At 55.7% G+C, this 11601-nt stretch carries 12 protein-coding genes; 2 read left to right on the plus strand and 10 right to left on the minus strand.

Features of this window, described 5'->3' with window-relative positions; genetic code table 11:
• Nucleotides 1-147 precede the first annotated feature (147 nt).
• The 6 genes from L579_RS12565 to xerD all read right to left on the minus strand — a co-directional run bounded on the left by L579_RS12565 (nucleotide 148) and on the right by xerD (nucleotide 7281).
• Nucleotides 148-999, minus strand: a complete 852-nt coding sequence (locus L579_RS12565; protein ID WP_021184611.1) for a MurR/RpiR family transcriptional regulator — start codon at nucleotides 997-999, stop codon at nucleotides 148-150.
• A 191-nt stretch (nucleotides 1000-1190) separates the two neighbouring features.
• Nucleotides 1191-2711, minus strand: a complete 1521-nt coding sequence (lysS, locus tag L579_RS12570) for a lysine--tRNA ligase (protein ID WP_021184612.1) — start codon at nucleotides 2709-2711, stop codon at nucleotides 1191-1193.
• 9 nt (nucleotides 2712-2720) lie between these two features.
• Nucleotides 2721-3819, minus strand: a protein-coding gene (gene prfB / locus L579_RS12575; RefSeq protein ID WP_152521887.1) for a peptide chain release factor 2 whose coding sequence is annotated in 2 segments (ribosomal slippage) — nucleotides 2721-3743 and nucleotides 3745-3819 — 1098 coding nt in all. Because the reading frame shifts where the segments join, the coding sequence is not laid out codon by codon here.
• Between the two features lie 95 nt (nucleotides 3820-3914).
• Complete coding sequence (recJ, locus tag L579_RS12580; RefSeq protein ID WP_021184614.1) at nucleotides 3915-5645, minus strand: single-stranded-DNA-specific exonuclease RecJ; 1731 nt, start codon at nucleotides 5643-5645, stop codon at nucleotides 3915-3917.
• A gap of 6 nt (nucleotides 5646-5651) precedes the next feature.
• Nucleotides 5652-6365, minus strand: a complete 714-nt coding sequence (gene dsbC / locus L579_RS12585) for a bifunctional protein-disulfide isomerase/oxidoreductase DsbC (protein ID WP_021184615.1) — start codon at nucleotides 6363-6365, stop codon at nucleotides 5652-5654.
• A 22-nt stretch (nucleotides 6366-6387) separates the two neighbouring features.
• Nucleotides 6388-7281, minus strand: coding sequence for a site-specific tyrosine recombinase XerD (gene xerD / locus L579_RS12590; RefSeq protein WP_021184616.1), 894 nt, complete (start codon nucleotides 7279-7281; stop codon nucleotides 6388-6390).
• Nucleotides 7282-7383: 102 nt separating this feature from the next.
• Here xerD and fldB point away from each other — a divergent pair, with 102 nt between their 5' ends.
• The gene (gene fldB / locus L579_RS12595) at nucleotides 7384-7902 is read left to right on the plus strand and encodes a flavodoxin FldB (protein ID WP_021184617.1); all 519 of its coding nucleotides are present in this window, start codon (nucleotides 7384-7386) and stop codon (nucleotides 7900-7902) included.
• 85 nt (nucleotides 7903-7987) lie between these two features.
• On the opposite strand, the gene L579_RS12600 is transcribed toward fldB, so the two are convergent.
• Nucleotides 7988-8389, minus strand: coding sequence for a protein YgfX (locus L579_RS12600; RefSeq protein WP_036626572.1), 402 nt, complete (start codon nucleotides 8387-8389; stop codon nucleotides 7988-7990).
• Nucleotides 8364-8630 (minus strand): FAD assembly factor SdhE, encoded by a 267-nt coding sequence (sdhE, locus tag L579_RS12605; RefSeq protein WP_021184619.1) that lies wholly within the window; start codon nucleotides 8628-8630, stop codon nucleotides 8364-8366. The genes L579_RS12600 and sdhE overlap by 26 nt, the downstream gene beginning before the upstream one ends.
• A 225-nt stretch (nucleotides 8631-8855) precedes the next feature.
• Between sdhE and ygfZ the strand changes: the two genes are divergently transcribed.
• Nucleotides 8856-9839 carry a tRNA-modifying protein YgfZ gene (gene ygfZ / locus L579_RS12610; protein WP_021184621.1) on the plus strand — a complete coding sequence of 328 codons (984 nt, stop codon included), beginning with the start codon at nucleotides 8856-8858 and terminating at the stop codon, nucleotides 9837-9839.
• 90 nt (nucleotides 9840-9929) lie between these two features.
• Here the strand turns inward: ygfZ and L579_RS12615 are convergent, their stop codons facing one another.
• Nucleotides 9930-10583 carry a PAQR family membrane homeostasis protein TrhA gene (locus L579_RS12615; protein WP_021184622.1) on the minus strand — a complete coding sequence of 218 codons (654 nt, stop codon included), beginning with the start codon at nucleotides 10581-10583 and terminating at the stop codon, nucleotides 9930-9932.
• Between the two features lie 223 nt (nucleotides 10584-10806).
• Nucleotides 10807-11550: an SDR family oxidoreductase gene (locus tag L579_RS12620; protein WP_021184623.1), complete on the minus strand. Its 744-nt coding sequence runs from the start codon at nucleotides 11548-11550 to the stop codon at nucleotides 10807-10809.
• Nucleotides 11551-11601: the final 51 nt, after the last annotated feature.

An 11601-nucleotide genomic window follows, 5' to 3' on the forward strand; every position in this document is an offset into this window, starting at 1 on the left:
ATCACTTTTCCCTGTACAATCATAAAGAAACATTTGTTTCTTAATTTATATTAGTCGTTTCTGTGGTTTCATAGATTGAAAAGAGAGATGCCCGCCAGTGCACTTTTTCGGTGCAATGGCGGGCGCAATATGCGCCAGCGCGGGGCGTTATTCGAGTTCGTCGAGGGATTGGTGCAGCGCTTCAACCTGGGCGAGGTAATCGTTGCTGGCTTTGCCCATCTCGCGCGCCACCAGGGAGCACAGCAAGTTGCAGATGCCGGAGAGCGCAGCGGTGCTGTCAAAAATCAGGCTACTGTCGGTGTGGCAGCGTACCACCCATTGCGCATGGCGGGCCGGTTTACCGGACAGCACATCGGCCAGATACAGCATCGGTACCTGGCGCTCGGCCAGCGCATTCATCGCTGCCTCTAACGCTGGCATACGACGACGCAGGCCAACGCAAATCACCACATCCTGTTCATTCAGTGATGCCAGATGCTCCGCCAGCGAATCGCCGGGGCGCGGCAGCAGGCGTACGTCGGGGTGAACGTGGATCAGATCGCGATAGATCAGTTGCGCAATGGTCTGGCTATGACGCCAGCCCATCACTACCACGCGCCGTGCGCGGGCGATGGCGCTGACCGCGTCCTGCAACTGGCTGCTCTCCAGCGTGCGATAGCTGTTCACCAGATTGGCGATCTCTTTTTCCAGATGCTGCTGCATGATGCTGTCGAGCGGTGAAGCGCTGGGTGCGGCTTGCAGATAAAGCGGTGAACCGCTGCTCTGCATATCACGCGCCTGACGGCGAGCGGCTTCGTAGCTTTCATAACCGAGGTGGCGGAAAAAACGCGTGGTGGTGGCTTTGGAAACCCCGGCGCTGTGCGCCAGTTCAGTAGCGGTATTCATGGCGAGCTGGCCTGGGGCTGCCAGCAGTACGTCGGCCAGCCGCTGTTCGTGGCTGGAGAGTTGCTCCCAGTGCTGACGAATCCGGCCTTCCAGTGATGCCGTTTTTGCACTCATGGTGGATCCCTGAAAATAAAAAAACCATCCTGCACAGAGCGTGCCGGGTTGTCATCTGGATTTTTTAATGGAGAAAAAAGGTCGGCATCAATGCCGACCTTTTCCGGATGTAGCGGCGCGATTTATCGCGCGGGGTTTCCCACATCGTGCATTGGACTGCACGATTAATCGCGCCGCTACGGATGGTGTGATTATTTACCTGAAGGGCGCAGCGCCGGGAACAGGATTACATCGCGAATGGTGTGGCTGTTGGTAAACAACATCACCATACGGTCGATACCAATACCCAGACCGGCAGTTGGCGGCAGACCATGTTCCAGCGCGGTGACATAGTCTTCGTCATAGAACATCGCTTCGTCATCACCGGCATCTTTAGCGTTCACCTGTTGCAGGAAACGCTCAGCCTGATCTTCCGCATCATTCAGCTCGGAGAAGCCGTTGCCGATTTCACGACCACCGATGAAGAATTCAAAGCGATCGGTGATTTCCGGGTTCTCGTCGTTACGACGTGCCAGCGGTGACACTTCTGCCGGATATTCGGTGATGAAGGTCGGCTGGATCAGATGCGCTTCGGCGGTTTCTTCGAAGATCTCGGTTACCACGCGGCCCAGACCCCAGCTCTTCTCGACTTTGATGTGCAGTGAGTTGGCAATCGCCACGGCTTTGTCGAAATCATCCAGATCCGCCAGATCAGTTTCCGGACGGTACTTTTTGATCGCTTCGCGCATGGTGAGTTTTTCGAACGGCTTGCCGAAATCGAAGGTGTTCTCACCGTACGGGACTTCCGTGGTGCCGAGGACGTCCTGCGCCAGGGTACGGAACAGGCTTTCGGTCAGCTCGATCAGATCTTTGTAATCCGCATACGCCATGTAGAGTTCCATCATGGTGAACTCTGGATTGTGACGTGGAGAGATGCCTTCGTTACGGAAGTTACGGTTGATCTCAAACACGCGATCAAAACCGCCAACCACCAGACGCTTCAGATACAGTTCCGGCGCAATACGCAGGTACATATCGATGTCGAGCGCATTGTGATGGGTGATAAACGGACGGGCTGACGCACCCCCCGGGATCACCTGCATCATCGGGGTTTCCACTTCCATAAAGTCGCGGCCAACCATGAACTGACGAATGCCCGCCATGATTTTTGAACGCACCTGGAAGGTGTGACGTGATTCGTCGTTGGCAATCAGGTCCAGGTAACGCTGACGATAACGGGTTTCCTGATCGGCCAGGCCGTGGAATTTGTCCGGCAGAGGACGCAGCGCTTTGGTCAGTAGACGCAGTTCTGAGCAGTGGATTGACAGCTCACCGGTTTTGGTTTTGAACAGCTTACCGCGTGCGCCGAGGATATCGCCGAGATCCCACTTCTTGAACTGCTCGTTGTAGACGCCTTCCGCCAGATCATCGCGCGCCACGTACAACTGAATGCGGCCACCGACGTCCTGCAACGTGATGAATGACGCTTTGCCCATGATACGACGGGTCATCATACGACCGGCAACACTGACCTCGATGCCAAGGTCTTCCAGCTCTTCGTTGCTCTTTTCGTCATAGCTGGCGTGCAGCTGATCGGAGGTGGCGTCACGGCGAAAATCGTTAGGAAACGCCACGCCGGTTTCACGCAGCGCGCTGAGTTTTTCGCGACGCGTTTTCAGTTCGTTATTTAACTCAAGTGCGGCATCAACGCTCTGCGGTTGTTGTTCAGACATGTCGGTTCCTTATAGCCCTGCTTTTAAACTTGCTTCAATAAAACGATCGAGATCGCCATCCAACACCGCCTGGGTGTTACGCGTTTCTACGCCAGTACGCAGATCTTTGATGCGCGAATCATCGAGAACGTATGAACGGATCTGGCTGCCCCAGCCGATGTCAGATTTGTTATCTTCCGCCGCCTGTTTCTCAGCATTTTTCTTTTGCATCTCAAGCTCATACAGCTTCGCTTTCATCTGCTTCATGGCCTGATCTTTGTTCTTATGCTGCGAACGATCGTTCTGACACTGGGTCACGGTGCCGGTCGGAATGTGGGTGATACGTACCGCAGATTCCGTACGGTTAACGTGCTGACCACCCGCGCCCGAAGCACGGTAAACGTCAATACGCAGATCTGCCGGGTTGATTTCGATATCAATATCGTCATCCACTTCCGGATAGATAAAGGCAGAACTGAAGGAGGTGTGACGACGGCCACCCGAGTCAAACGGACTCTTACGTACCAGGCGATGGACGCCGGTTTCGGTACGCAGCCAGCCGAAAGCATATTCGCCAGAAACACGAATGGTGGCGGATTTCAGACCGGCCACTTCACCTTCTGACTCTTCAATAATCTCGGTTTTGAAGCCTTTGGCTTCCGCCCAGCGCAGGTACATGCGCATCAGCATGCTGGCCCAGTCCTGCGCTTCGGTGCCGCCGGAACCGGCTTGCAGGTCGATGTAGCAGTCGGCGCTGTCGTATTCACCGGAGAACATACGACGGAATTCCAGTTCACCCAGCTTGGTTTCCAACACGTCCAGCTCGGCAATGGTGTCGTTGAAGGTTTCTTCGTCATCGGCTTCAACCGCCAACTCCAGCAGGCCCTGCACATCTTCCAGCCCCTGATACATCTGGTCCAGGGTGCCGACGATGATTTCTAACGACGAACGTTCTTTACCCAGCGCTTGCGCACGCTCAGGTTCGTTCCAGACGTCAGGTTGTTCCAGCTCGGCGTTTACTTCTTCGAGGCGTTCTTTCTTAGCATCGTAGTCAAAGATACCCCCTAAGAACGTCGCTGCGCTCGGTGAGGTCCTGAATACGGTTTTTGACCGGGTTGATTTCAAACATGGCTTTTCAGTCTTTTTTGACGATTCGTGAGAGGAGAAAAATCTAACGCGCTAGTTTAACCGAAAGCGCGTTCACTTTATAGCTTTGCTGGCCGCTTATGCCAGCGGCCACAGATGGTCGATAATCAGCTGCACCGAACGGTTGCCACGATACTCGTTAATGTCCAGTTTGTAGGCCAGTTCAACCTGGCGCACGCTGCTGTCCGGCCACAAAGTCGTATCAACGTTAAAGGCGATGCCATCCAGCAACGGACCTCCGCCAATCGGCTCCACCATCACTTTCAAATGACGTTCACCCACCAGCCGTTGTTGCAGCAGTTTAAACCGGCCATCAAATACCGGCTCAGGGAATGCCTGGCCCCAGGGTCCCGCTTCCCGCAGCAGCTCAGCGGTTTGCAGCGAAAACTCCTGCGCGCGCAATTCACCATCTGACCAGATTACCCCCTGCAACGCTTCGCCATCCAGCCATTCGTCAATCAACGCGGCAAAGCGCTGACGAAACTCTTCGTAGCGAGCTTCCTGCAACGATAATCCCGCGGCCATCGCATGACCGCCGAATTTGATCATCAGGCCAGGATGCAGGGTATCGAGACGTTCCAGCGCGTCACGCAGATGGAGCCCGGCAATCGAGCGGCCAGAGCCCTTCAGCGTGCCGTCCCCTGCCGGAGCGAAAGCGATCACCGGACGGTGGAAACGCTCCTTGAGGCGCGAAGCCAAAATCCCCACCACTCCCTGATGCCACTCGGGATGGTAGAACGCCAGACCGAGCGGCAAGTCGGTGTGCTGTCGCTCCAGCGCATCACACAACGCCAGCGCTTCGCTTTTCATGCCCTGCTCGATCTCTTTACGCGTCTGATTCAACGCGTCCAGCTCGTTGGCCAGCATGCGCGCTTCGCTGATGTCTTCGGTCAGCAACAAGGCAACGCCCACCGACATATCATCCAGACGCCCCGCCGCATTGAGACGGGGACCGATGGCGAAACCGAGATCGCTCGCCACCAGTTGTCGCGCATCGCGATTGGCGATTTCCAGCAACGCACGAATACCGGCGCGGCATTTCCCAGCGCGGATGCGGCTTAAGCCTTGCCACACCAGAATGCGGTTGTTGGCATCGAGCGGCACCACGTCAGCCACGGTGCCCAGCGCTACCAGATCAAGCCATTCCGCCAGATTGGGTTCCGCCCGGCCCTCGCTAAACCAGTTTTGCGTACGCAGGTATGCGCGCAACGCCAGCATCAGATAGAAGGCTACGCCCACGCCCGCCAGCGCCCGTGAGGGGAAATCGCTGTCGTTCAGATTTGGGTTAACAATGGCTTCGGCAGCAGGCAGCGTTTCACCCGGCAGGTGGTGATCGGTGACCAGCACCGGGATGCCATGCTGATGCGCCGTATCGACGCCCGCATGCGACGAAATGCCGTTATCTACCGTGAGGATCATCTCGGCACCGCGCGCCCGCGCCTGCTCCACCACTTCCGGGCTGAGGCCGTAGCCATCTTCAAAACGGTTGGGGACAAGGTAGTCGATGTTGCCACCGAGACTGCGCAGCGCCAGCACCGTTAACGCGGTGCTGGTGGCACCATCGGCGTCAAAATCGCCCACCACCACAATGCGGCGACCGTCGCGCAGCATCTGATGCAGCAGCGTCACCGCAGCATCGATGCCACCAAGCGTTTGCCACGGCAGCAGATGTTTAGCACCGCGTTCGAGTTCAGCGGCATCACGCACGCCACGTTGCAGGTAGAGCCGCCGCAGTAGCGGTGGCAAATCGGCAGGCAAGGTATCGTCGGCATGGGGTTCACGCCGACGCAGTTCAACAGAATGGATCACTGTGGATTAACCGCCACTTTTCTGGCCGTCGAGCACTTGCTTCAGCTCCTGTGGCCCCTGATAACCTGGGATCATCATGCCGCTGTCGGTCAGGATGGCAGGCGTGCCCTGAATACCAAACAGGATGCCCAGTTTATATTGCTGGTCGAGATCGATTTTGCAGGTCGCCGGTGCGTCCATCTGCGGCGCATTACCTTTCATCGCCTCATCAAACTGTTTGTTACGATCGGCACTGCACCAGATGGCTTTCATCGCTTTTTCGACCTGACCATGCAGACCTTCACGCGGGAATGCCAGGTAACGCACGGTGATGCCCAACGCGTTGTAGTCAGCCATTTGCTCATGCAGCTTACGGCAATAACCACAGGTAATGTCGGTAAACACGGTGATAACGTGTTGTTGTTTCGGCGCTTTGTAGATAATCATTTGCGGTTCCAGCGCCGTGACTTTCTTCTCCAGCAGCTGGTTCGTCACGTTCACCGGTTGTGCGCCGCTGACATCGTACAACGGCCCCTGAATCATGTGCTTACCATCGTCGGTGACGTACAACACGCCACTCTCCGTCAGCACAGTTTTGATGCCTGGCAGCGGTGACGGCTGAATTTCCGTCTGTTGCAGTCCCAACTTTTTCAAAGCCTGCTGGATGGCGCTGTCATCGGCATGAACCAGCCCGGAGAAGGTGCTGACCAGCAGAGCCAGCATCGTTAACTGTTTTTTCATCTCATTTCCTTGTTGCCGCGTTTCAGGCGCGCGGATGATGCTGTTGATGTAACAATCGCAAGCGCTCAGTGGCAACGTGCGTATAAATTTGGGTAGTGGAAAGGTCGCTGTGACCTAACAACATCTGTACGACGCGCAAATCGGCACCGTGGTTCAATAGATGTGTCGCAAAAGCGTGGCGCAACACATGCGGCGACAGTTTTTCGCTGTCGATTCCGGCCAGCAAAGCGTAGTGCTTAATCCGGTGCCAGAACGTCTGACGGGTCATCTTTTGCGCGCGATTGCTGGGGAATAGCACATCCAGCGTCTGGCCATTGAGCAACCACGGACGACCATGCGTCATATAATGCTCAATCCAGTAAATCGCTTCTTCACCCATTGGCACAAGGCGCTCTTTGTTGCCTTTACCAATCACCCGCACCACCCCCTGACGCAGGCTGACATCACTCAGGGTTAACCCCACCAGCTCAGAAACACGCAGGCCGGTGGCGTAAAGTAATTCCAGCATCGCTTTGTCGCGCAGTTCGAGCGGAATCTCAATCGAGGGTGCCTGCAACAGGCGTTCTACCTGGCTTTCACTCAGATCCTTGGGCAAGCGCTGCGGGAGTTTCGGGGCGGAAAGCAGTGCGCTGGGATCGTCGCTACGCAGCTTTTCACGGTACAGATATTGAAACAACCGCCGGATGGCGCTCAGGGTACGTGCTGAGCTGGTGGCTTTATAACCGCCTTCCACCCGTTCCGCCAGAAACTGCTGCAAGTCGAGTGCTTCCAGCGTCAGCAGCGTGCGCTCATGATGATGCAGCCAGCCGGTGAGAGTTTGCAGATCCTGGCGATAGGATGCGAGGGTATTTTGTGCCAGATTGCGCTCAATCCAGAGCGTATCCAGAAACTGTTCAATCAGGTCGCTGTCTGCCACTTTCTCCCTCCAACCGGTGTGAAATCGTGCTCATTATGCCTGAAAAGCGCCTGCTTCTGGTACAATTGCGCCAGAGTCAGTCTCAGACAGAGCATTAATTGCATGAATATCGGCCTGTTTTACGGTTCAAGTACCTGCTACACCGAAATGACCGCGGAGAAGATTCGCGACTTTATTGGTGAAGAATTAGTCACCCTGCACAACCTGAAAGATGACGATCCAGCGTTGATGGAGCAGTACGATTTGCTGATCCTCGGTATCCCAACCTGGGACTTCGGTGAGTTGCAGGAGGATTGGGAAGCGATTTGGCCGCAAATCCCGGCGCTGAATCTGCGCGGAAAAATTGTCGCCCTGTATGGCATGGGTGACATGATTGGCTACAGTGAGTGGTTTCTCGACGCACTGGGTATGCTGCATGAGTTGTTGCAGCCGATGGGCGTGCAGTTTGTCGGCTACTGGCCGCTGGAGGGCTACGAATTTACCAGCCCGAAACCGTTAACCGCTGATGGCAAACAATTTGTCGGTCTGGCGCTTGATGATGTGAACCAGTTTGAACTGAGTGATGAACGCATCGAACAGTGGTGCGAACAGATTCTGACGGAAACCGCCGCGCTACTTTAACGCGTGATTCCTACGATGTAGCGGCGCGATTTATCGCGCGGTTTCATGCGTGATGTGGGAAAAAACCGCGCGATAAATCGCGCCGCTACGGGCTTAAACAGCAGGCACGCAATGTGCGCCAGCTTGCTGCTGGCATGTTGTCATGCATCAGCCACAACCGCCTGCGTTGCCCCTGGTCGTTACGTAGCACCAGCAACACGCCAATCGGCAACCAGCCTGGTGCGCGCGCGTTGTGCCAGCGCATATCATCCCAGTGCCAGATACCCTGATGATCCAACGAAAGTGGCCCGCAGCGTCGTTGCAACTGCCGCTGGTGACGCCATCCCTCCACCAGCAATACCAACAACAACGGCGCTTTACTCCAGCGCCATGTTTCCGGCCAGGGCAGGCAAACCACCAGTGAACAACAAAGCAGCAGCATCAGCGCCTGCAATATCCGGGCGCTGTGCGATGGATGCAGCTTACATCGCCACCGGACCGCGTTCACGATTGCGCTGCTGAATCAGTTTCACCATACGCTGGAACTCGGGATCGACCGGTTCACCGTGGTTCATCATCCAGTTGAATAAATCCGGGTCGTCGCTTTTCAATAAGGCCACGAACACCTGCTTGTCGGTGTCAGTCAGCGAATCGTACTCATATTTGAAAAACGGCATGATAGCGATGTCCAGCTCCAGCATGCCCCGACGGCACGCCCATTGGACGCGGGCTTTGTCATGAATATCCATGTCTCTTTTCCACAGCGGCAAACAATGGCGCTCAGTGTACCTGCTTTTTTTCGCGGGTGCAGGCGTCACTGCACTGGCTGTGCAGTGACGCGCAAAACCCTTTCACACAATGCAGGGTTATCACGCGATTTGTGCGTCAGGTTCCGCAAACTGGTTGCAAAGCCGCGCTGCTCTTTTAACATGGAAAGATTGTCTACGGATGAACCCATTAATCAGGAAAAACCCATGCCCATATTTACCCTTCCCCCTCGTCAGCCGACTGCATCATCTCGTCTGCCTTTAACCCTGATGTCACTCGATGAGTGGGCGCTGGTTGCGGTGCAGGGCAAAGACAGCACCTCGTATTTGCAAGGCCAACTGACGCTGGATGTAGCCGCGCTGGATGCGACACAGCATCGTCCGGCCGCGCATTGCGATGCCAAAGGGAAAATGTGGAGCAGCCTGCGTCTGTTTCATCGTGGCGAAGGTTATGGCTACCTGGTACGCCGTAATCTGCGTGATACCCAGCTTACGGAGCTGAAAAAATATGCGGTGTTCGCCAAGGTGACCATTGCCGCCGATGATGATGCCGTACTGCTGGGCCTGGCTGGCTTCCAGGCACGCACGGCACTGGCAGGTCTGTTCCCGGTGCTGCCGGATGCCACAACACCGGTAGTGCAGCAGGGCGACACGACTCTGCTGTGGTTTGAGCAACCGGCGGAACGCTTCCTGTTGGTTACTACGCTGGCCCAGGCTGAAGCGCTGAAGGATAAACTGACAGGGGATGCGCAATTCAATGACAGCACGCAGTGGCTGGCACTGGATATTGAAGCAGGCATTCCGGTGATTGACAGCGCCACCAGCGCACAGTTGATCCCACAAGCCACTAACCTGCAAGCGCTGGATGCCATCAGCTTTAAAAAAGGCTGCTACACCGGGCAGGAGATGGTAGCACGCGCAAAATTCCGTGGCGCCAACAAACGCGCGCTGTACTGGCTGGCTGGCCAGGCCAGCCATCTGCCACCGGCCGATGGGTCACTGGAATTACAGATGGGTGACAGGTGGCGTCGCACCGGCACCGTACTCACCGCCGTTCAACTGGATGACGGTGAGGCATGGATTCAGGTGGTGATGAATAACGATCTGGAACCGGATAGCGTGCTGCGGGTTGAGGGTGATGAAGGGGGCAAGCTGACCATTCAGCCATTGCCCTATTCTCTCGAAGATTAAATTTCTCAGGCTTCCTTTTCCCTCACCCCGCCCCTCTCCCGCAAGACGGGAGAGGGAGATATGCCATATGCAAGACCGGGAGGATGGATTTTACATCACGTAGAAATAGATAGCGCAGAAGTGGCACACGCTGCCACCCAACACAAACGCGTGCCAGATTGCATGGTTATAAGGGATGCGGCGCGCGACATAGAAAATCACGCCTAACGAGTACACGATCCCGCCCGCCGCCAGCAGCCATACGCCACCCGCTGACAATTTTGTTGCCAGCTGATAAATCACCACCAGCGACAGCCAGCCCATACTGAGATAGGTGACCAGCGATAGCACCTTAAAACGGTGGGCAATGGTGAGTTTAAAGATGATTCCCGCCAGCGCGAGGCTCCAGATGACAATCATCAGCCCTTTAGCCAGCGACGATTTCAGTCCCACCAGCAGGAATGGCGTATACGTCCCCGCAATCAGCAAATAGATGGCACAGTGGTCAAATTTTTTCAGCCAGTATTTGGCTTTCTGGTGTGGAATGGCGTGATAAAGGGTCGACGCCAGAAACAGCAGAATCATGCTGCCACCATACAAACTGTAGCTGGTGATCGCGGTGGCATCCGCCTGCATTTCAACGGCTTGCGTTAAAAGCAACACCAGGCCAATAATGCCAAACAGGCAGCCCAATCCGTGGCTGATACTGTTAGCAATCTCCTCTGCCAGCGAATAGCCCTGAGCGATAAGACGGTTCTGTACCATGAGAGTGCATCCCGAAAAACGAAGAAACTGACTGTGCTTTTTCTGTGCATCAGAGTAACCAGAATCAATTTCAGTGTACACATGTACGCTAAAATTAATCTGTGAATCAGTGTTTCAGCCAGTATGATCAGACGTAGCGGCGCGATTTATCGCGCGGTTTTTCCGGCACAGCACGCGAAATTGCGCGATAAATCGCGCCGCTACGGATCGGAGAGATAGGCGTTTACCGCCCACCTGCGGCATCAATGATAGTGCCGGTGATATAGGATGCGGCATCACTGGTGAGCCAGAGGATAGCCTCGGCGATCTCCTGCGGCTGACCGCCACGCCCCATCGGGATAACGCTGGCAAGCCGATCTACCCTACCAGGTTCACCACCGTCAGCATGCATTTCGGTGTAAATAAATCCCGGACGTACGCCGTTCACGCGAATCCCCTGCGCGGCAACTTCCAGCGATAAGCCTTTGGTAAGTGTATCCATCGCGCCTTTGGAGGCGGCGTAATCCACATATTCCCCTGGCGCTCCGGTTCTGGCCGCGGCGGATGACACGTTGACGATCGCGCCACCGCTGCCGCCATGTTGGGTTCCCATGCGTTTCACCGCTTCGCGGCAGCATAAGAACGTACCGGTGACATTGGTAGCAAAGACTCGCTGGAGGCGTTCTGCGGTCAGGTCTTCAGTGCGGCACTGCTGAAACAGAATGCCCGCATTGTTGACCAACACCTTCAGCGGCGCTTCGTAGCGGTCAAGCTGCTGAAACATCCGTACCACCTGCGCTTCATCGGCGATATCCGCCTGCACCGTAAACGCCTTGCCACCCTGTGCTTCGATGGCGGCGACCACCTGTTGCGCTTCAGCTTCACGCTGGCGGTAATTCACCGCCACGCAATAACCTGCCTGCGCCAGTAATAACGCTGTAGCACGACCGATACCGCGACTTGCGCCAGTGACTAATGCCAGTTCCATTTTGCCTCCAAAGAAAAAGGCCGGTTTCCCGGCCTTCGATAACGTGTGGTT

Origin of the sequence: Pantoea sp. AS-PWVM4, assembly GCF_000468095.1 — a bacterium.
GTDB classification, from domain to species: Bacteria; Pseudomonadota; Gammaproteobacteria; order Enterobacterales; family Enterobacteriaceae; genus Pantoea; species Pantoea phytobeneficialis.

Coding starts and splice junctions, on each gene's coding strand:
- L579_RS12565 (WP_021184611.1), bottom strand. CDS start 999: ATGAGTGCAAAAACGGCATCACTGGAAGGCCGGATTCGTCAGCACTGG.
- lysS (WP_021184612.1), bottom strand. CDS start 2,711: ATGTCTGAACAACAACCGCAGAGCGTTGATGCCGCACTTGAGTTAAAT.
- dsbC (WP_021184615.1), bottom strand. CDS start 6,365: ATGAAAAAACAGTTAACGATGCTGGCTCTGCTGGTCAGCACCTTCTCC.
- fldB (WP_021184617.1), top strand. CDS start 7,384: ATGAATATCGGCCTGTTTTACGGTTCAAGTACCTGCTACACCGAAATG.
- sdhE (WP_021184619.1), bottom strand. CDS start 8,630: ATGGATATTCATGACAAAGCCCGCGTCCAATGGGCGTGCCGTCGGGGC.
- ygfZ (WP_021184621.1), top strand. CDS start 8,856: ATGCCCATATTTACCCTTCCCCCTCGTCAGCCGACTGCATCATCTCGT.
- L579_RS12615 (WP_021184622.1), bottom strand. CDS start 10,583: ATGGTACAGAACCGTCTTATCGCTCAGGGCTATTCGCTGGCAGAGGAG.
- L579_RS12620 (WP_021184623.1), bottom strand. CDS start 11,550: ATGGAACTGGCATTAGTCACTGGCGCAAGTCGCGGTATCGGTCGTGCT.